This is a genomic window from Mesorhizobium sp. M7A.F.Ca.CA.004.04.2.1 (genome assembly GCF_004022825.1).
Classification (GTDB): domain Bacteria; phylum Pseudomonadota; class Alphaproteobacteria; order Rhizobiales; family Rhizobiaceae; genus Mesorhizobium.
The window spans coordinates 1-21,238 of record NZ_RZPH01000007.1 but is presented as its reverse complement, the minus strand read 5'-3'; the positions used below and the strand labels follow the sequence as shown (position 1 = coordinate 21,238).

The 21,238-nt window shown below is 58.2% G+C and carries 13 protein-coding genes and 3 pseudogenes; 14 read left to right on the top strand and 2 right to left on the bottom strand.

What is annotated here, in order from left to right:
- The first annotated feature begins 709 nt into the window (after positions 1 to 709).
- The 6 genes and pseudogenes from EN893_RS00965 to EN893_RS00940 all read left to right on the top strand — a co-directional run bounded on the left by EN893_RS00965 (position 710) and on the right by EN893_RS00940 (position 7,519).
- On the top strand, positions 710 to 1,054 hold the full coding sequence (locus EN893_RS00965; protein ID WP_236383542.1) for a transposase: 345 nt from the start codon (positions 710 to 712) through the stop codon (positions 1,052 to 1,054).
- Positions 1,051 to 1,410: an IS66 family insertion sequence element accessory protein TnpB gene (gene tnpB / locus EN893_RS00960; RefSeq protein ID WP_127266832.1), complete on the top strand. Its 360-nt coding sequence runs from the start codon at positions 1,051 to 1,053 to the stop codon at positions 1,408 to 1,410. The genes EN893_RS00965 and tnpB overlap by 4 nt, the downstream gene beginning before the upstream one ends.
- Positions 1,411 to 1,494: 84 nt before the next feature.
- A pseudogene (locus EN893_RS00955) lies at positions 1,495 to 2,467 on the top strand (IS66 family transposase); the annotation flags it as partial.
- Entirely contained in the window at positions 2,442 to 2,708 is a 267-nt protein-coding gene (locus EN893_RS00950) for a hypothetical protein (protein WP_127266833.1), read from the top strand. The pseudogene EN893_RS00955 and the gene EN893_RS00950, both read left to right, overlap by 26 nt.
- Positions 2,709 to 3,657: 949 nt before the next feature.
- Positions 3,658 to 6,324 (top strand): condensation domain-containing protein, encoded by a 2,667-nt coding sequence (locus EN893_RS00945; RefSeq protein WP_127266834.1) that lies wholly within the window; start codon positions 3,658 to 3,660, stop codon positions 6,322 to 6,324.
- A gap of 244 nt (positions 6,325 to 6,568) precedes the next feature.
- A complete protein-coding gene (locus EN893_RS00940; RefSeq protein ID WP_127266835.1) occupies positions 6,569 to 7,519 on the top strand; it encodes a methyltransferase domain-containing protein in 951 nt (316 codons plus the stop codon).
- Between the two features lie 84 nt (positions 7,520 to 7,603).
- On the opposite strand, the pseudogene EN893_RS00935 reads toward EN893_RS00940, so the two are convergent.
- Both EN893_RS00935 and EN893_RS00930 read right to left on the bottom strand, forming a co-directional pair.
- Positions 7,604 to 7,855: pseudogene (locus EN893_RS00935) on the bottom strand (transposase); the annotation flags it as partial.
- Positions 7,856 to 8,124: 269 nt separating this feature from the next.
- Positions 8,125 to 9,087 carry a LysR family transcriptional regulator gene (locus EN893_RS00930; RefSeq protein WP_127266836.1) on the bottom strand — a complete coding sequence of 321 codons (963 nt, stop codon included), beginning with the start codon at positions 9,085 to 9,087 and terminating at the stop codon, positions 8,125 to 8,127.
- Positions 9,088 to 9,173: 86 nt separating this feature from the next.
- On the opposite strand from EN893_RS00930, the gene EN893_RS00925 reads away from it, so the two are divergent.
- The 8 genes and pseudogenes from EN893_RS00925 to EN893_RS00890 all read left to right on the top strand — a co-directional run bounded on the left by EN893_RS00925 (position 9,174) and on the right by EN893_RS00890 (position 21,065).
- Entirely contained in the window at positions 9,174 to 9,947 is a 774-nt protein-coding gene (locus EN893_RS00925; protein ID WP_127266837.1) for an enoyl-CoA hydratase/isomerase family protein, read from the top strand.
- A 2-nt stretch (positions 9,948 to 9,949) separates the two neighbouring features.
- Positions 9,950 to 12,148: an acetate--CoA ligase gene (locus tag EN893_RS00920; protein WP_127266838.1), complete on the top strand. Its 2,199-nt coding sequence runs from the start codon at positions 9,950 to 9,952 to the stop codon at positions 12,146 to 12,148.
- Positions 12,149 to 12,285: 137 nt separating this feature from the next.
- Entirely contained in the window at positions 12,286 to 13,146 is an 861-nt protein-coding gene (locus tag EN893_RS00915; RefSeq protein WP_127266839.1) for a hydroxymethylglutaryl-CoA lyase, read from the top strand.
- Positions 13,143 to 13,929: pseudogene (locus EN893_RS00910) on the top strand (crotonase/enoyl-CoA hydratase family protein). The gene EN893_RS00915 and the pseudogene EN893_RS00910 overlap by 4 nt, the downstream one beginning before the upstream one ends.
- Positions 13,930 to 14,705: 776 nt before the next feature.
- Entirely contained in the window at positions 14,706 to 15,875 is a 1,170-nt protein-coding gene (locus EN893_RS00905; protein ID WP_127270769.1) for a M20 aminoacylase family protein, read from the top strand.
- A gap of 289 nt (positions 15,876 to 16,164) precedes the next feature.
- On the top strand, positions 16,165 to 16,914 hold the full coding sequence (locus tag EN893_RS00900; RefSeq protein ID WP_127270770.1) for an electron transfer flavoprotein subunit beta/FixA family protein: 750 nt from the start codon (positions 16,165 to 16,167) through the stop codon (positions 16,912 to 16,914).
- A gap of 23 nt (positions 16,915 to 16,937) precedes the next feature.
- On the top strand, positions 16,938 to 17,867 hold the full coding sequence (locus EN893_RS00895) for an electron transfer flavoprotein subunit alpha/FixB family protein (protein WP_127375173.1): 930 nt from the start codon (positions 16,938 to 16,940) through the stop codon (positions 17,865 to 17,867).
- A gap of 708 nt (positions 17,868 to 18,575) precedes the next feature.
- Positions 18,576 to 21,065: an FAD-dependent oxidoreductase gene (locus EN893_RS00890; protein ID WP_127270312.1), complete on the top strand. Its 2,490-nt coding sequence runs from the start codon at positions 18,576 to 18,578 to the stop codon at positions 21,063 to 21,065.
- Positions 21,066 to 21,238: the final 173 nt, after the last annotated feature.

Genomic DNA, 21,238 nt, shown 5'->3' with positions numbered 1-21,238 from the left:
GATTTATCCGCCCGCAGCCTTCGCGCAATGACAACGAATGAAGCAATGCTGGCGCTTGCTGTCATCGGGGCGAACCTCACTGCTGGACGGCGCTGATTGGGGCCACAGCAACGAAATTGCGCGCTGTGACAGAGTTCCTGCGCGGTGTGGCCGTGAGCCGAGCCTCATGCGCGGCGAAATTTGTCGATATCTGCATTGATTGCTTTTTCCGCCCGCGCCTCGCGCTTGATGGAACGAATGAACTCCAAAGGGGGTGGTCTGCTGTATGTATACCGCGCCGTCCAGCACGATGCGCAAGCCGGACCCATGAAGCGATACGGGCTGAGGCCGTGGAGCCTGCCAGATATCGCGGGGTCGAGGCCGAAGGGGGCGGCGGAGCCTGCGTAGCCGAACGCGAACGGTAGGTCCAGCGCGATCACTTCTTGCCGGGCCTAGCCTGCACTAATGGGCGAACATATGCTGAACGACTCCGCGCAAATGCAAGGCCGGGAGTTGATCCGGAAGCATACTTGGCACACTATGTTCTAAGGCCGGAAGAGGTTGTCTGAGGACGCACCCCACCTACTGCTTTAAGCCACCAGATCGTTTGCGACTGCGCGGTGGCCCGTACGCCTCCGGCGAAGGCCGCCTTGCGAGAGGAGGGCACGGTAGCGAGGCTGCGCTCTTAGGGTCGTCCTTACGAGCGAAGTTAGCAGCACAGCATGAGCATGTGACGTTATTGACCGGGCCGGAGCGGCGGCGTCGTTGGAGTGAAGCGGATCAGTGCCGGATACTGGCCGCGGCATTCGCGCCCGGGGCCACGGTGGCGGCGGTGGCGCGTCAGTACGATGTCGCGACCAGCCTGATCTATAAGTGGCGCCGCACGGTGAGAGCCCGCGAGACGGACTTTGCCGAAGTTGTCGTGGCTCCCGACGAGCCTGTCGCCGTTTCCCGGCCCGCGGCATCACCAGCGGTGATCGAGCTGGAGGTCGGCGGCAAGGTGCGGCTGCGGAGTCCGCTGACCACGCCGCCAACACTGGCGGCGGCGATGGTGAAGGCGCTGGGCGTTTCATGATCCCGGTCCCGAGCCAGGTGCGGATCTGGTTGGCGGTCGGCCGGACCGGTATGCGTCGCGGGATGCAAGGCCTCGCTCTGCAGGTTCAGGAGACGCTGGGCCGGGACCCGCATGCCGGCGATATTTATATCTTCCGCGGACGCAGCGGCAATCTGATCAAGATTATCTGGCATGATGGGCTCGGCATGTCGCTGTATGCAAAACGGCTCGAGAAGGGCCGGTTTCTCTGGCCGTCGCCGGCGGACGGCACGGTTTCCATATCACCGGCGCAGCTCGCCTACATGCTCGACGGGATCGATTGGCGCAACCCGCGTCACACGTTCCACCCCCCAGCGCGCGGGCTGAGTTTTCTTTGAGTTTGCGCCATTTTCCGCGAGTCAGCGGACGCGTTTTATGGTTCACTCCAAGGCATGGTTGCCACCGCCCAGGATGCTGTTCCGCAGCCGCTCAACCGTCAAGCTGAACGCTATGCCCGCGAAGGCGTACCGCTCAGCCTGTCGACGCTCGCCGATCAGGTCGGCGCCGGCGCCGCGGCGCTGATGCCGCTGTTCTACCCATGTGCTGGCTGCTTCACGTCTGCACGGCGACGATACGACGGTGCCGGTCCTGGCCAAGGGCAAGACCGATACTGGTCGATTATGGACCTATGTGCGCGATGACCGACCGTTCGGCGGCGCCGATCCGCCGGCGGCAGTGTTCTACTATTCCCGCGATCGCCGAGGCGAACATCCTGCGGCCGCATCTCGCCGGCTGGAGCGGCATTCTGCAGGCCGATGCCTTTGGTGGTTACGGCTATCTCTATGCGACGGGTCGTCAGCCGGCGCCTGTTCTGGAGGCCAGCTGCTGGATCCACAGCCGGCGCAAAGTGGTTGAGCTGGCCGATGTCGAAGCGGCGGCGCGCAAGAAGGCACATGGCGAGAAGCCCAACCTGGTCTATCCGCTGGCGGTCGAAGCCGCGAAGCGCATCGATGCCTTGTTCGATATCGAGCGCGCGCCTGTCGCCGGCCCAACGCCACGCCGTGCGCCAAGAGCGGAGCGCGCCGCTGGTCACCGAGCTCGAGCGCTGGATGATCGAGACGCGCGACAAGCTCTCGCGCGGGCACGACCTGACCAAGGCCTTCAACTACATGCTGCGCCGCTGGTCATCCTTCACCGGGTTCCTCGAGGATGGGCGGATCTGCCTATCCAACAATGCTGCCGAGCGAGCCCCTGCGCGGCATCGCTCTCGGCAGAAAGTCCTGGCTGTTCTGCGGTTCCGATCGCGGCGGACAGCGCGCTGCCGTTCTCTACAGCCTGATCGTCAGCGCCAAGATGAACCATATCGACCCGCAGGCCTGGCTCGCCGACGTCCTCGCCCGACTGCCCGCCTATCCGGCCCATCGGATCCATGATTTGCTGCCGTGGAATTGGAGATCCGCAAAATTGCGGACCCAACCAGCTGCACGTCTACACCGTCGAACGTGTCGCCAGGGACCTCGGCGTCAGCGAAGCGCTCATCCACGAACTGACCCTCGGTCTGGAGCCCGAGGACGGCGTCATCTGGGTGTACGGCGCCAATGATGACAACGGGATCTTGGCCTTCACCGATGAAGGCACCGAGGAGCTCAAACTCCTCCTCGAAGAATATCATCGCGTCTCCCCATCGAAAGCTTGACCCCAGCACTCCGGTGCTCAGGTTCTCATGGCCACCGGATACGCACCTCTGCGGTCTTCACCGGACGCGTACGTGGCCCGCGCGAAGCAGAGGGACTTTCGGATCATAGCGCACAGGGCGACGGGGGCGAGGCAAAGATTCGTTTCGCTTCGATAACCACTTTTGTCCCGCCTGGAGGCGTGAAGATCGCAGCGCCAATCCGCAATAACCAACTCGATTGGGATCGTGAGATTGAGTTTGCGCATAAACATAAATCCCGGTATCTGCCTCAAGCGGGAAAGAAAGCCGTGCGAGGATGCGGCATCACGATGGCAGCCGTCCTCAAAGGCTGGCGCACGATCGCCTTCGCGCAGGCCGAAAGGTCCGATCCGCAATCGTCAAAGCTGCGGTCATCAGGCAGGAGCGGGATAACACCTTCGCGATTTACAGCGTCGCGAGCCGCGTGAACCGCTTACCGAACCGGACAACTTTGACTAGCTACCGACACAAAGGCTTCGGGGCAGAGTGCTCACTCAAAGCTGCTGTTTCACTCGGCTATTGATATCTGGAGGCAAATCTTTCCAAATCCGATGCACCGAGGCGGCGATCGTGCGCCCACTAGGCGGACGTCGCAAATGGACATGCGCGCACCAAATGGGCATCAGCGGCGGCTGTCTGCACTGATTTACGAAGTTGTTCCCCGATCCTCGGGCACTCCAGTTTCCCTTGGTTCGACGGGAAGAGAGATTCGGTAGAGCTCCGGAGCGTTACCTTTTGTACCACCGTAGCAAACGAATAGTTTGAAACCCGACACACCCAGCTGCAAAGATTCACCGCTGCAGCGCGAAATGCTCGGCTTTTGCCCTCTTGCCGAAACAGCACCTTCGGTGGCACGCCGGTTGCAGACGAGTCAAGTGGAAGGACCCGTTTGACCTTAGCGGTTTCAGAATCTCCAATCGTAGGACTTCATATGAAATTGGCTAGGACCATCGCAATTAACGAGCCCAACGACCCCACGAATGCGGTTCAGGCAATTGAAGCCTTGTCGCGTCCGCTGCGGATACCACTATCATTCCACCAGCAACGGCTCTGGTTCCTGTCGCATCTGGAGAGCGGCAGTGAGGCATGCCACATCCAACTGGGGCTTCGCGTTCGCGGCCAGCTTGACGAGGTGGCCCTACATTCGGCCTTGAACTGCTTGATGGCGCGTCATGAGGTACTGCGCACCACCTTCGCGGTGGAGGACGGCGAACCGTTCCAACAGATCAGGCCAGTGGACGTTGTGCCGCTTAAACGGGAGTATCTACCGGCCCCAGCGGAGGGGGAGGCAGAGGAGATACTAACTGAGTTAATGCGCTATGAAGGGCAGGCCGGGTTCGATCTGGAAGCCGGGCCGCTGATCCGCGCGCGGCTGGCGCGCTTACGCGAAGATGATCATTTGCTGCTGATCACCATGCATGAGATGGTCTCGGACAGTCAGTCCCGTGAGATCCTGCTACGCGAACTGAGCGAGTTCTACGCTGCGGCTCAAGAGGGCCGCGTAGCGCGGCTGAGGGCACTGCCAGTCCAGTATGCGGACTACTCGATTTGGCAGCGACGTTGGCTGACAGCTGAGGCTTTGGAGCGGCAGTTTAGATACTGGCTTCGAATGCTAAATAGCGCCTCAGCGGTGCCTGAGCTGCCGACCGACGTGCCACGTCCAGTAAAGCAGGAATTTGCAGGCAGCTACGTCGACTTCGTGTTGCACGAGACATTAAATGCAAAGCTGAAGGTGCTGAGCCAGCGTCGTGGAACCACGCTGTTCGTTACGGTGCTAGCGGGCTGGGCAATGGCGCTGGCGCGTTTGTCGGGTCAGGACGAGGTGGTGATTGGCACGCCGTGCCCAGACCGCACCCGGTCAGGAAGCAAGGGGCTGATCGGTTGTTTCTCCCACTGCTTGCCGCTGCGGATCGACCTGTCGGGCGATCCGACGCTGGAGACAGTGCTGGGGCGAGTGAATGCCGCCGTGCTTGGGGCCCTTGATCACCAGGATCTGCCCTTTGAGCAGGCGACGGACGTCGTTGGTCCAATTCGCAAAGGTGCTCAAACCCCAATTGTGCAGGTCATAGTCAAATCAGAAAATACTGTTGGAGAGACGGTGGAACTGCCAGGGCTCGAAATTGTATATTCTGACGCTGGTGATTGTGTCGCGCAATACGATCTGGCTCTTAATATCTTTGAGCTCGGCGAGGCTATTTGTGGCAGGCTAGTTTACCGGACATCGCTGTTTGGGCGGAGCTCCGCCGAGCGGTATGTGGCCTATTTGCAGCAGGCGCTAGGCCAATTGGCGGCCGATCCCGGGCAGCGACTCTGGTCAGCACCACGGCTGGCTAATGAACGTCGATTCCCGATTCAGTCGAATCTAACGGAAGCAGCCTCTCCCCGGGACCGCTCGGCTCACGAGTTGCCTGACTCGGAGGCGGACCGGGTCCCGGAAGTGATTGAACCCGGTGAGTTGAACGCGCTAGGACCCTCCGCGGCACCTCCGACTTGGGCTACTCAAGTACCGCGCACCAACTCGGAGCCGCGAACGCCTACCAGGGTTATCAATTTTATCGAGGGGACGCGTGTCGTTAGCGAGGGCGAACTGCAAAGCAACAGCATCATGCGTTGCCATGTCACAAAGTTTTACCACGAACAGATCATCAACAGCGGTTATTACGAACAGCTGAAGTATATTGTGCAGCCGTCATTCGCTGAATTCAACAGCGGCGGCAACTTGGATACCAGTGGTGAGCAAGATAACACGATATTTCCGGGTTTTCAGCATAAATACGCCCAAACAGGACTAATCATAGCGACAGACCGTTGCGTTTCATATTGTCGCTATTGTCTGAGAAAACGAATTGTCGGCAAAAATTCCGATGAGACAGCAGTTGATTTCGAAAGTATTAGAAAATACATCATGAATCACCCGGAGATTACAAATGTGCTAGTAACAGGAGGTGACCCGTTTGTTCTCAATACGGCAAGTCTGCAAAAATTACTTGGCAATTTGCTGGATATCCCTCATGTCGACTCGATCCGAATAGGCACTAAGGCACTGGCCTATCAGCCCAAGCGCTTCGATGACCCGGATCTGCCGGCGTTGTTTACGCGGATTCATAACGCAGGAAAGGCTGCAGTAATCGTTACGCACTTTGACCACATTGGCGAAATCTCCGCCCTCGCGGAGGCTAAAATTCGGCTCCTGCGGGCACAGGGCGTTCAGTTTCTTAACCAGACTGTGCTTCTCGCGAATGTCAACGATGATCCCGAGATCTTGGCTGCTACTTTCGCCAAGTGCCACCAGATGGGTGTGCGACCGTATTATCTATTTCAAGCCAGGCCGGTGAAAGGCGCATCTCATTTTCAGGTTTCGCTGCGCAGCGGAATAGAGATTGTGCGCGGCATCAACCAACGTCTCAGCGGTATCCAAAAAACATTCAAATACATCATGTCCCACTACACGGGAAAGATCGAGATCCTCGACATTGGAGCAGATGCCCGATTATACATGCGCTACCATCAAAACAATACTTGCGAGAAGATCGGAAAGATCTTCTCTCGGCCTCACCTTGAGGGCGCTTGCTGGTTGGACGACTTGCCTGAAGGTTAGGATTGAGAGGCGCACAACATGAAGTCCTCAAATTCGGAAGGTCCAGAGTAAGCCTCGCTCGAGGTACATGCGTCATCTTCTAAAAACCGGTCTCTTGGTGCGCGATACACAGGATTTAACCAACGGACTATCGGGGTACTGATTTACAGGCGTCTTTGCTCGGCAAGCGTTCAGGCAAAGGCGTTGCCCGCTCTCACCCTAAAGATCGCTCGGCTCATGGGCGGCTAGTCACGAGGAGTATTGCATGAGTTCTCAAGGGATTGCTTCGCACTTCGACCTGTTAAAAAAGCTAAACCCATTGGCCTTCATGGCGATCGAACCGCGAGTTGTTGCAGAACAGTCCGCCCGCCACGACGATCTGGCCAATCTCTCGCGCAACGAATTCACCTCGGAAGGACGCGGGGCGGATTACCTCGATAGCATTCAATTGTCGCTGCTAGCGCGATCCGAAGGTGTGATGGATCTTCTTGGGAAGATGCACCCCAATGGTTGCGAAGGACTTAGTCCATCACTGATTATCTGCGATCTGCTAGCTGGTGACGGATATGTGAACAAGGTAGCTCATCGAATCTTGGGTGAGGTGCGCTGCCCGACGTTCATCAACTCTGATATCTCCCAGTTCATGGTGGACCGCTGCATCCGGGACGGCCTGTTTGCGATCTGGCAAAGTGCGGCCGATCCGTACTGCATTAGAGATGGCTCGGTGGATGGGGTGCTGATGGCTTACGGAACGCATCACATCCCGCGCGCTCTGCGCGCCACCGCTGTTCAGGCATCTGCGCGAATTCTTCGGCCCGGTGGCATCCTTGTTCTTCATGACTTCGAAGAAGGCTCACCCACTGCCCGCTGGTTCGCTGACGTGGTGTCCACTCATTCCGTGACGCCTCACGAATATCCTCATTTTACAGCTGGCGAAGTGCTCGATTTATTCGCTTCTGCGCAGTTCGATCACATAACAGTGCAGCGTATCGCAGACCCGTTTGTTATGGTCGGGGCGAACAAACAAAGTGCTTTGCAACTATTAGCCGAATATGTGGTGAAGATGTATGGTCTGGAAGAACTGCGGTCCGACCCGAAGCGTGTGCTCGAACTTCTTGACAATTATTTCGGGCTCATCGTGACGCCAACCTCTTGCGGTCAGTTCGAAGCGCGTATAACGCGCAATGCCTTGGTCGGGAGCGGGCGACGCTTGTGAAAGATGGTGTCGCTTATCAAAAAGAGGCGAACCTCTTGCTCGTCAGACGGAAGGAGCGCTCGACCACGTTGCTGTCGATCTCCCGGCGAGCTTGGTTTTCTGGCTGATCAAGCCGAGCTTTTGGCGCAGCCAGGGTTCGAGATCGGCGATGATAGCGCGGCTATTTTCCTGACGCATCGCACGGCGTCCTCGGCCGGTCGGCCGCGGATGCCGTCCTCGATCTTACAGAGATCGGCGATCCGTCTCAGCGCCTTCACTGGCGATCGGCGCGCGACCGGCTGCCGCCAGTTCATAGAAGCGTCGGCGCACATGTGCCCAGCAAAAGGCGAGCGTGACACTAAATTGAAATTGGACCACTCGACCGGATCATCGCGAATCTTGGTGTGCTCGATATAAACCTTGTTGAACTCACCGACGGGGTCTGACAAAGAACTTCGATACGCAACATAATTAATCTGCTTCCCTTGCCGCAGGAGTGCCGCCCCCGCCGGGCAAAATATCATGCTGCTAGGGCTAAAGCGAATATTTACGATTGGATATGGTATGACAGGACCTGACCAGGAAGTCCTGTGGCGCGATAGAAGGTGCTCTTGCCCGCTCGGTTTCTATTTCTTTTTCGCCAGCTCAGCTTTCGGCTTGTTCACCCATCTTGCTCCGTTCGGGGTTCGGAACCCATGCATCGCTGCATGCCGCAGCATTTCGATGAGAAATCCAGCGGCTGGAGGAATCGGTGTCTGTGGATCATGGACAAGATAGATCTCGCGTTCGACCGCGGGACTTACCAGCTTTTTTTGGGTAATCTCACAAAACTGCATCATAGGCAGGACAAGGCTAGGCACGACGGATATTCCTAGATCGGCGGATACGAGGCCCGCAACCGTGCCGACGTCCCGAGCCTGTGTGATGGTCCCGAGCTGGATTTCGGCAATTTGCAAAGCGCGATCAACACAAGTGCGAACGCTGCTCAATGGATCGAACGCAACGAAGTCTTCGCCATTTAAGTCGTTCCAGGACACCGTCTCCAATCCCACAAATCTGTGCGATTTCGAGCATATGCACACCAGAGTATCCGCCGCGATCTGCTCACAGATCAGCTGTCCGCTTGCCTTTGGGAAGGATGTGATACCAAAATCAACTTGTCCGTCGCGCACGTAGCGAACAACCTCATCCGCGAAACCGTCCTTCACCGAGATTCTGACGTTGGGTCTGCCTTTCCGGAATTCGGAAATGAATGTCGGAAGCATGATAGACGCAACAGATGAAAGTGCAGCTAGGCTCACGACCCCGTTTAATCCGCTGTGATATAGCTGGAACCGTGACATCGCGCTGTCGAATTCCTCAAGAACACGCCGCGCATTCATCAACAGCTGTTCGCCGGATGCCGTAAGAACCACCCTTCTTGTGGTGCGCTCGAACAGGCGTGTGTCCAGTTCCTCCTCAACCTCCACGATCGTTCGGCTTAAAGCCGATTGCGCGATGTTCAGTGAGCGAGCCGCAGCCGTATACCCGCCACGCTCCGCGACCGCGACGAACGCCCGTAAATGCCTGAGGGTAACATTATTGCTCATTCGCGATTGATCTATACTCAAAACATGTTGGACGCGCAATAGATTTGAGGCGAATGTATCAGGATCAGCGTCTTGAGAGATTGTCCATGAACGAAGTCGTGACGAAGCAAGAAGACCAAGCGTTTCACATTATCTTCAACCGACCCGAACGGATGAATGCCGTCAATGAAGCCCTGTATCAACAGACGTTGGATGCGCTGAACCATGCAGATAAGGACCCCGAGATCCGATGCGTGATCCTGTCCGGAAACGGCCGCGCTTTCTGTGCCGGTGCTGATCTGAAGGTCCACAAATCCGGCGAACGGACGCGCGATGAGCGCGAGGCGTATATTATGCTCGGGCAGCGCGTGTGCGAACGAATTCAGACGATGAAGACGCCAGTCATTGCCGAGGTGCACGGCTATGCTTTAGGCGGCGGGGCGGAAATCGCGACCTCTGCTGACTTTCTTATCATATCCGAGGACGCCCAGCTCGGATTTCCAGAAATTGCCATTGGAACCTATGTGGGGGGAGGTGTGACGCTCCGCCTTCCCAGGCTCATCGGGTTGAGGAATGCCGCCAAACTCTTGCTGCTGGGCGACAGGATAACCGGCGCAGAATGCCTGGAGATTGGCCTGGCAACCGAGGCTCCGGCAGCGCATCAGTTGAAGGAGCGCACGGCGGCGTTAGTGGAGCGGATCGTCAAGAACGCACCATTGTCAATGGCTCGTCTTAAGGCGGCGATCAACTTACCACAAAGCCCCGACAAGCTTTTTCGGGCCGAGGCCGAAGACCTGCTGGCGATCATGGAAACCAGCGATTGGGCAGAAGGCGTCGCCGCCTTCGCGGAACGCCGCTCGCCCCGTTTCGAAGGAAGATAGAAATGACCGTGGGGCACCACAATGAAGCAACGGCCTTGAACGGCGTACTCGCCTATGGCGAGCCGGAATTGCCAGCTCCCACAGGCCGCCAAAATGAAGCGACAGCCTTGAGCCGAGTACTGGAGCCGCATTCTGTAGCGATCATCGGGGCCTCGGCAAACCCTGACAAGCGCGGCTATCAGATCATCAAGGCGCTGAAGAACGCCGGCTACGGCTATCCGATCCTGCCGGTCAATCCTAAAGGAGGGACAATCCTCGAGTTGCCAGTTTTCAGCGACGTCGATGCCCTTCCCGAATGTGTGGACATCGCGGTGATCGTTCGGCCGGCGGAGGAAGTGCCGGATATCCTCATCCAGTGCGGTAAAAAAGGGATCGCCGGCGCAGTGGTTCTGGCGCACGGGTTCCGTGAGCGAGGCGACAAGGGTTCTGCCGCGGAAACGAGATTGCTTGATGCCTTAAAGAAAAGCGGGGTCCGGATTATTGGACCGAATACATCGGGAATGCTGAACTGCACTGTGCAGGCTGACCTCATTGGCCTGCCGGAACTGCCTCCGAGTGGGCCAATCAGTGTTCTAACCCAAAGCGGCAACATGGTGCTTTCGGTCGTCGAAGACAGTCGCTCCATCAATGGCCCCGGCTTCGATGTCATCGCGGGACTCGGTAACCAGACCGATATCGAATATGGCGAATTGATCGAGGAGCTTTCCCGACGTGAAAGCACCCGCTCAATCGCCATCTACAACGAGGGCTTTCTTGACGGCCGCGGATTCCTTGACGCGGCGGCACGCGTGGGGCTGAGCTGCCCGATTGTGATGCTGCGCGGCGGGAGATCCATTGAGGGTCGGAAGGCGGCGCTTTCCCATACAGGTTCGATTGCCGGCGCCGACGAAATCGCCGTAAAGGTGTTGGCGCAAATGGGCGTAACCCTAGTCGATCGTTCGGATGAGTTGTTGCCGGTTGCTGCTCTTCTCGCAACCAGTCCACTTCCTAAACCAAAAACCGGGATTGCGGTTCTGACCGATGGTGGTGGACACGCAACACTCGCCGTTGATGCGTTGTCACGGGCGGGGGTGCCGCTAGCATCCCTCTCGGAAGACACCAAAACCAAGCTGAGAAGTGTCCTCGGCGACGAGGCCAGTGTCGAAAATCCGATTGATGTTGCAAGCGCCGCTGACGCCTATCCCGACGTTTTCCCCGAATGCATCGAAATTCTGGCGTCAGATCCCCAGGTAGGGCTCGTTCTGACAAACGGGTTGTTTGGAGCCTACCACATAAGGTTCGATGAATCTCTGTTGAAAGCAGAGAATTCGGCGGCCGAGCGGATCGTGGCTTTGCGGAAAGCCAGCGGCCTGCCTATGGTTTTTCATAGCTGCTACGGCAATCGCAAGCCGGAGAATCACGACATCTTACGAAACGGCGGCATCCAGATTTTCCCCTCTATCGATTGGGCCGTGACCGGGTCCAAGGCACTGTTTGAAAGGGCTAATTGGCTTTCTAAACAGAATAGCAATGCCGATAGGCTGGCACCGGACGCGCGCCGCGTTTTCGTTCCCAGCGGGCTATCGGCAGAGACGACAGCCCGCGAGATGTTGCAGAAACTGGGCGTGGACACTGGCGAATGGTCGGCGGCAAGCGATGCCGGGGCCGTAAGTTCGGTAGTCTCTAGTTTTGGCAAGCCCTGTGCGGTGAAGGTGGACTCGTCCGTCATCGTGCACAAGTCCGATGTCGGTGGTGTTCGCCTCGGCGTGACGCGAGAGGCGGCGAGCGCCGCCGCGGATGACATCACGAGGGCCATGGCGTCCCAGGCTCCCCCGGTGACGACCTTCGGTTTCATCGTCACGCCGATGGTGGATCACGGCTTGGAGTTGTTCGTGGGTGCCGTCAACGATTCAGTCTTCGGCCCGGTGGTCTTGTTCGGCTCAGGGGGTGTGCTGGTCGAAGCGGTTAAGGACGTGACCTTTCGCGCGGCGCCGCTTTCTCCGGCGGAAGCTTTGGACATGATCAACGAGACGGGTGTTGCGAAGATCCTCGATGGTTTCAGAAACTATCGGCCAGTCGACAAGCGGTCCCTTGCCGAATTTATCTCGTCCGTCTCCCTCGCGGTCATGAGGATGGAAAATCTCTCAGAACTCGACATCAACCCGATCATCGCGAACGAAAGCGGGATCTACCCCGTCGATGTGAGGTTGGTCGGAAAATAAGAGAAGCCTGATGTCTAGCCTAGCAAAAGCACAGATCGTGTCGGCCTTTTTGTCACCGACATTCACGACGGCGGCGCTGACACAGTCCGATTTTACGGCGATCTGATCTTCTTTCTCGAGGCGGAGGCCCGACCCGAATGGTTGAATTCGTTCGCATCGCCGAGATGGGGCCGCGCGACGGCCTACAGAATGAGAAGCGGCTCGTGCCGACCGCCGAGAAGATCCGGCTCGTCGACTTGCTGTCCGACTGCGGCTTCCAAATGATCGAAGCGACCTCCTTCGTGTCGCCGAGATGGGTGCCGCAGATGGCTGATGCGGCGGAGGTTATGGCCGGCATCCGTCGTGCGCCCGGCGCCGTCTATGCGGTGCTGGTGCCCAACATGAAGGGCTACGAGGCCGCGCGGGCGGCGAAGGCTGGCGAAGTCGCCGTGTTCGCGTCAGCCTCCGAAACTTTTAGCCGCAGGAACATTAACTGCTCGATTGCCGAAAGCCTCGAGCGTTTCCGCCCTGTGCTCGCCGCGGCTGCCGCCGACGGCATTCCGGTGCGAGGCTATGTCTCCTGCATCACCGACTGCTCTTACGAAGGACCGATACAGCCGGCTGCCGCTGTGAAGGTTGTGACCGAACTCCTTGATATGGGCTGCTATGAGATTTCGCTGGGCGACACCACGGGCCAAGGAACGCCCGCAACCATCGCGGCCATGCTCGATGCTGTGTTGGAAGCGGTGCCGGCCGGGAGACTTGCTGGACATTATCATGACACTGGGGGCCGCGCCCTCGATAACATTCTGGTAAGCTTGGAGAAGGGCCTACGCACCTTTGACGCTGCGGTTGGCGGACTTGGCGGCTGCCCCTTCGCCGTGGGAGCAAACGGCAATGTCGATACCCTCGCCGTCGCGGCAATGCTAGCGGGCCGGGGCTATGAGACCTGCCTCGACATGGAGCGATTGGAGGAGGTGGCCCGCTTCGCGGGCAGCCTTAGAGAGGAGCGGCCATGATCTTCGACACTATCTGCATCATGACCGACGAGATCGGCGTCGCTACGTTGACCCTCGTCCGCCCGGACAAGCACAACGCTATGTCGGGACAGATGATCGCCGAACTTGCGGGCGCCGCCGAACTGCTCGCCAATGACGACAATGTGCGAGCGGTGGTGCTGACGGGCGAAGGCGACAGCTTCTGTGCGGGCGCCGATCTCGCCTGGATGCGGGCGCAGGCCTCCGCCGCGCGTGACGAGCGAATCGCCGAGGCCATGAAGCTGGCGCTGGCTCTTCGCGCGCTCAACGAATTACCCAAACCCCTGATCGGCCGCATCAACGGCCAGGCATTCGGTGGCGGTCTCGGCCTGATGAGCGTCTGCGACGTTGCGGTGGCCGTCGACACCGCTAGGTTCGGTTTCACCGAGGTCCGGTTAGGACTCATCCCTGCTACGATTTCTCCTTATGTTCTGGCTCGGATGGGAGAAGGCCGGGCGCGGCGGGTCTTCATGTCAGGCAGGATAATCGACGCCAAATGAAGCCCGCGACCTCGGACTGGTTTCCCGGGTCGTGCCGCCGATCGACTTGGAGGCGGCGGTCGAGGCTGAGGTCCGGCCCTATCTCTCGGCCTCGCCGCGGGCGGTCGCCGCCGCCAAGGCGCTTGTGCGCCGACTTGGGTCGGAAATCGACGACGCAGTGATCGGCGAGACGGTCGCTCTGCTGGCCGATGTATGGGAAACGACCGACGCCGCTGACGGAATCGCGGCCTTCTCCGATCGCCGCAGACCGCGTTGGCAGGCGTGAGGCCGGCCGGGAGCCGTTCGTTGGTCGTCGCTCCAAGTAGATTTGTGCCTAAATGAACTCCCTCAGGGAACGCATTCTGAGCGCTGAATGAGGATGGATCTCGTCGTACAACTCGACCATGGAACGCCCGCAGATCGATGTTGATCGCGAACTTCTTTATCCATGGCATCCCTGGGCTGACCGGCAGGTCTTTCTCCATGCGGTCGATCAAGAAGGGTGACCTGGCGGTGTTCCGCTGCACCCTTTCTGGCCCACCGGTGGCTGGAAATACCGGGGTGGTTATTCGATCGGAGGGTCACCGCGAACAGCCGCATGACGACTGCTCCGCTTGTCAACTTGCCGCGATAGGCGCCCGGCGATCCTCCTCCGGGGCTGCTGTCCCATCTCAATCGCCGGAGAATGGCGCAGCATTGGACTCCGACGGTTCGAGCCGGAAGACAGGCGGCAGTTCTCCCATGTGAAGCGTCCGGCCAGATGTGTTCAAGCTGCGCGTCACGTACCAAGTCCGCGCTTGCTGCCGCTGCTGTGCTGACCACGTGCCATTTTCCCGTCGCGACAGCAACGCATTCCAGTCGCTGACTCAAAGGCGAAAACGCGCATCTGACAGATGCCTTGCGCTCAGGTAAGACAGGTCGCGGTCGCGGTCCTACCCAGGCTTTTCACCACCCTGAGTTCATCTGAAAACCAGATGATCACAATACACAAACTGAATTTGACCTAGCCCTCCTGGAAGCTGAACATCGGCCAACAAAAAACGCAATTTGGGAAACGTTCAGATGCACAGCGTTGAGTCCTTCCGTGATTTGCAGCGCGAAGCAACGGAGTGGCGACGCTACCTCCATGAAAATCCAGAGCTCGACTATCGGGAACACAACACAGCGAAGTTCGTGATCGATAAACTGGCATCGTTCGGGATCAATCATATCGAAACGGGGATAGCTGAGACCGGCATCGTCGCACTTATTCAGGGGCAAGGGGGAGATGGACCGACGATCGGATTGAGAGCGGACATGGATGCCCTGCCAATCGTTGAGGCGTCAGGCAAATCCTGGTCCTCGAAAAACCCAGGCATAATGCATGCATGCGGCCACGACGGTCATACAGCTATGTTGCTGGGTGCTGCGAAACATCTTGCGAGTACGCGCAACTTCAGGGGATCCGTCGCCTTAATCTTTCAGCCGGCAGAAGAAGTAGAATTTCCGACGGGAGCTCAAAGGATGGTCCAGGAAGGCATTATGGACCGTTTCGACATATCCCAGGTTTTCGGCATGCATAACTTGCCAGGCATGGAAATTGGCAAATTCGCCATCTGCGATGGTCCTATCATGGGCTCGCAGGACGACTTCGACATTGTTGTGAAGGGCAGGGGCGGCCATGCGGCTTACCCACATAGAACTATCGATCCCGTCACCATAGCAGCACAGATTATCGTCGGCCTACAAATCTTAATCTCTCGCAAAACCGACCCCATGGAGTCTCTGGTGATTTCCGTCACCAAGCTGAAGGCCGCACAGGCTTACAACATCATTCCCGATCAAGTTGAAATTGCCGGAACGGTCAGAACTCTCGTGCCAGCCCTGCGAGACTTCGCCGAACAAGAGATTGCGGCAGCCGCACAGGGCATTGCGCGCGGCTTCGGCGCGGATATCGAATTCAAATACCGTCGCTCCGTTCCGGTCACTGTCAACTGCACGGAGGAAACTACTTTAGCGGCTAAGGCGGCACGCGACCTAGTCGGGCCTGCATCGGTGAATCATAAGATGAAGCCACGTATAGGTGCGGAGGACTTTGCCTATATGCTTGAGAAGCGGCCAGGTAGTTTTATCTTCCTTGGGAATGGACCTACCGCTCTTCTGCATCACCCCGCCTATGACTTCAATGACGAAGCCTTGCCTTATGGGATAGGCTATTGGGTAAATGTGGTCGAGACAGTGTTGCCTATGTGAGCTCGACTGTCCCCACCAGTTTGCGTGCGAACTCGTATTCAGAAGAAAAGTCATGAGTATAAAAATACCTCACGCTCCTACGCGCTGAGGACCGACCGCTTCTGAAAACTACTCCGTTTGCTACATCAGATAGTTTCGTTGGTTACGGTTGCCTGAGCCAGCGGACAGCCAGCGTGACGGCCGCAGATATCACTATCAACAACGAAGCGGCGGGGATCTTATGGATCGCCAATGCGCTAACTTCTGGAGCGTGTTGTAGGCGCTGCCAGAGCGGAATAGGAGAGACTGAATGAAAGTTCTCGTCCCGGTGAAGCGGGTTGTGGATGCGAACGTCAAGGTTCGCGTGAAGGCTGATGGTTCGGCGGTGGAGCTGGCCAACGTCAAGATGGCGATGAATCCCTTTGACGAAATCGCGGTGGAAGAAGCAATCCGGCTGAAGGAAGCCGGCAAGGCCGAAGAAATCATCGTCGTCTCGATCGGCCCGCAGCAGGCGCAGGAAACACTGCGCACCGCGCTCGCCATGGGCGCCGACCGCGCCATCCTGGTCAAGACCGACGAACAGACCGAGCCGCTCGGCGTCGCCAAGGTGCTGAAAGGCGTCGTCGACGCCGAGCAGCCCGGCCTCGTCATTCTCGGCAAGCAGGCGATCGACGACGACTCCAACCAGACCGGCCAGATGCTGGCGGCACTGCTTGGCTGGGCGCAGGGCACCTTCGCTTCCAAGATCGTGCTCGACGGCGACAAGGCCAAGGTGACGCGCGAAGTCGACGGCGGCCTGCAGACCGTGGAACTGAAGATGCCGGTGATCGTCACCGCCGACCTTCGCCTCAACCAGCCGCGCTATGCCTCGTTGCCCAACATCATGAAGGCCAAGAAGAAGCAGCTCGACGAGAAGACCCCGGCCGACTACGGCGCCGACGTCAAGCCGCGGCTGAAGGTCATCAAGACCGAGGAGCCGAGCGGCCGCAAGGCAGGCGTCAAGGTCAAGTCGGTGGCCGAACTGGTCGACAAGCTCAAGAACGAAGCCGGCGTGTTGTAAGCGATCGGGAAAGGAACAGACAAATGGCAATTCTCCTCATCGCAGAACACGACAACGCAACGCTTTCCGACCAGACCGCCAAGGCGCTGTCGGCGGCGCTGCAGATCGGCTCGGACGTGCATGTGCTGGTTGCCGGCAAGGGCGCCAAGCCGGCAGCCGACGCTGCCGCCAAGCTGAAGGGCGTGAGCAAGGTGTTGCTGGCCGAGGCAGACGAACTTGCCGAGCGCCTGGCCGAACCGACGGCAGCGCTCATTGTGTCGCTGGCGGGCGCCTACGACACCATCATCGCGCCGGCGACCTCGTCGGGCAAGAATGTCGCGCCGCGCGTCGCAGCGCTGCTCGATGTCGCGCAGGTGTCCGAGATCATCGAAGTCGTATCGCCCGACACCTTCAAGCGGCCGATCTATGCCGGCAACGCCATCCAGACGGTGCAGTCGAGCGACGCCAAGAAGGTGATCACGGTGCGCACGGCCTCGTTCCAGGCAGCCCCCGAGGGCGGCTCGGCGGCGGTCGAGACCGTCAAGGCCGCGGCCAATCCCGGCCTGTCCACCTTCGTCGAGAACAAGCTTTCCGAGACCGACCGTCCGGAGCTGACCTCGGCCAAGATCATCATCTCGGGTGGTCGTGCGCTGGGTTCGGCGGAGAAGTTCCAGGAGGTCATCCTGCCGGTCGCCGACAAGCTCGGTGCCGCCGTCGGCGCCTCCCGCGCCGCGGTCGATGCCGGCTATGCGCCGAACGACTGGCAGGTCGGCCAGACCGGCAAGGTGGTTGCCCCCGATCTTTACATCGCGGTCGGCATCTCCGGCGCCATCCAACATCTCGCCGGCATGAAGGATTCGAAGGTCATCGTCGCCATCAACAAGGACGAGGAGGCGCCGATTTTCCAGGTTGCCGACTACGGCCTCGTCGGCGATCTCTTCGTCATTCTGCCGGAGCTGCAAAACCGCCTATGACGGGCATCATCTCGATTAACATTCTCAAACTTTGCCGGTGACCATTGCCTCCGGATGTTTGTCGCCATGACTAAGTGGCTGTTTGCAGGCAATGGCCCCGCAGCGCCATTTAGAAACCGACCGGCGATTTGCCTCGTTTTCCCAGCCTTGCGGCACATCCTGGAAGTGGACTGAGCAGATCAAGACCGCAGACGCCGTTCCGGATGGCCTGAGTACGTTCCCAGTTCAACGTAGGTGAAGCAGAACGGCCGGGGTGAGAAGATTGTGGCGCTCGCCCGCAGAGCTGCCCGTCGCGCCTTTTTCTTTTCCACGCCACAGGTGTGGCTAGGACAAGGCTCGGCGATGTCCTGACACTCCATTTCCACCTACACCGGACCGAGAATCTCGAAACCAGATGGCGTTAATATATAGACTGAATTTGACGTAGGCACCTCTCGGTGAATGAATTACCCACTGAAAGCAATGGCAAAAATAGCAATGCTCGACGCTGAAACTTTCAGGCCGAAGGGGAGCTGTCCGAGTGAGCCCGCTATCTTCATAAACGTCGCGTGCTTGGTTTCTGGCTCGTCGATGCGCCCGCCAACGCGCGCGCCAACATAGAAAACACCGGGGCCGCCGCCAGCTCGCTTTGAGCTCCGCCTTGCCGCGTGGCCGACCACTGACCTGCAAGATGTTGAGAAAAGCCTTTAACTAGGAGCTTAAATTTCCATGAAGAATGCATCAACCCTAAACGAAGTTGCCGACTCATCTGGAGCGAAATCACTGCCGGCTAAAGCCCGAGCGGTCATAATCGGGGGCGGTATTTCCGGGTGCTCGGTTGCATATCACCTCACAAAGCTCGGATGGACCGACGTAATTCTGCTCGAGCGTAAGCAACTGACCTGCGGAACAACTTGGCACGCTGCCGGATTGCTGAGCGAATTGCGCGGCTCTGCCGATATGACAAATATGGCAAAGTACACGATGGAACTTTACTCCAGCTTGGAAGCAGAGACGGGGGTTTCAACTGGATTGCGCCGTGTCGGCTCGTTGGCTCTCGCGCTTACCGATGAGCGGAAGCACGAGCTATTGCGGCAGTTCTCGGTCGCGAACGCCTTCGGGGTAGAGGTGCGAAAAATCTCCTCCAGCGAACTTGAGGAAATGTACCCTCATGTCAATGTGTCGGACGTCTCTGCTGCGCTTCATTTCCCTAATGATGGGCAATGTGATCCAGGAAATGTCGCGATGGCGCTTGCCAGGGGCGCACGGCAACGCGGTGCTGCCATCTATGAAGGAGTGAAGGTAACCGGCGTTCGGTCGAAAAACGGCCGGGTGTCAAGCGTGACGTGGGAGAAGAATGGCGAGCGTGGAGAGATTGAAACAGAGCACGTGGTAAACTGTGCAGGAATGTGGGCTCGGGAATTTGGCTCTAGAAGCGACGTGGCGATTCCCTTGCATGCTTGTGAACATTTCTATTTGATCACGGAGGCAATAGAAGGGCTTACACGACTGCCGATCATTCGGGTTCCGGACGAACATACGTACTACAAAGAAGATGCAGGGAAGATCCTCTTTGGGGCGGTAGAACCGAAGGCTAAGCCATGGGGTATGGACGGCATTCCCGAAAGCTTTTGCTTTGACCAGTTGCCAGAGGATTTTGCGCATTTCGAACCCATTATGGAGAAGGCCCTAAAGCGCATGCCGATGTTGGGCAAGGTTGGTATTCGCACCTTCTTCAATGGACCTGAGAGCTTCACGCCTGACGATCGCTTCCACCTAGGAGAAGCTCCTAACCTGAGGGGCTATTGGGTAGCATGTGGCTACAACACGGGAGGGATAGCCGGCTCAGGACCAGCGGGCTTTATTCTGTCGCAGTGGATGAATGACGGCGAACCGCCTCTCGACGTTTCAGGAGTTGACATCCGTCGGATGCAGCCGTTTCAGAAGAATCGTTCCTACCTGAAGGAGCGGGTTACGGAGATCGTGGGGCTTACCTATGCCGACCACTTTCCCGCCCGTCAAATGACAACATCGCGCGGAATTCGACGGTCACCAATTCATGAACACCTTAGAGCGCGCCGAGCCGTGTTCGGCGAAGCCGCAGGCTGGGAACGACCCAACTGGTTTGCCCGAGAGGGCCAGGAGCGCGAATATCGGTACTCTTGGGGCCGCCAGAACTGGTTCGAAAACCAGCGCGAAGAGCATGTGGCGGTGCGTGAACGGGTCGGTATTTTCGATTTGAGTCCATTCGGGAAAATCCGAGTGGAGGGACGAGACGCATGCAGGTTTCTCCAACGGCTCTGCTCCAACGACGTCGAGGTGCCGGTCGGCCGGATCGTCTATACACAAATGCTAAACGAGCGGGGCGGGATAGAGAGCGATCTCACGGTGAGTCGTCTCGGCGAGACTGCTTTCCTGCTCGTGGTGTCGGCCTTCGATCTGCAACGCGATCTGTGCTGGTTGAGGCGGCATGTAGGCGACGAGTTCGTCGTTATCACCGATATATCCGCCTCGGAAAGCGTTCTCGCGGTCATGGGGCCGAATTCGCGCGAACTGCTCGGCAGAGTTAGCCCGAATGATTTCTCCAATGGCAACAATCCCTTCAGCACCTTCCAGGAAATTGAAATCGGAATGGGTTTGGCGCGAGCGCATAGAGTGACCTATGTCGGCGAACTGGGCTGGGAGATTTACGTCCCGACTGATCAAGCCGCGCATGTCTTCGAAGTAATTGAGGCGGCGGGCGCAGATGTTGGCCTCAAGCTGTGTGGACTGCATGCCATTGGCTCATGCCGCATCGAGAAGGCATATCGGCATCTTGGCGATGATATTGGCAGCGCGGATCATGTGCTCGAAGCGGGGTTGGGCTTCGCCGTCAAGACGGCAAAGCCAGGATTTATTGGGAGAGATGCGGTGCTGAGAAAACGTGAAGCGGGGCTCGACCGTCGGCTGGTTCAGTTCCGGCTGAAAAACCCCAGTCCACTACTTCACCACAACGAGGTCATCTTCCGTGACGGTCGGATTGCGGGAACCATCACCTCCGGAAGCTACGGTCATACGCTTGGAGGAGCCATCGGCCTTGGCTATGTACCTTGCAAAAGTGAGAGCGAGGCAGCTCTCCTTTCCTCTTCTTACGAGATTGAGATAGCTGGCGAGCGCTTTGCCGCCGAAGTCTCGCTTAAACCAATGTATGACCCGAAGAGCGAGCGGGTGCGGGCTTGACTTTGGATCCAAGCGGACCAGGTCAGCCCAAGCAATCGGAGTTCGCACGCGGCGTCGGACATAGTCTTCGTTGACGTGCTCCCCGATCTGTCCGTTAGCTCTGTTCACTTTGTAGCCTGTGCGAATCTGGTGCAATTCACTTAGGGCGAGTCTGTCGAAGCGGGACGCATGCG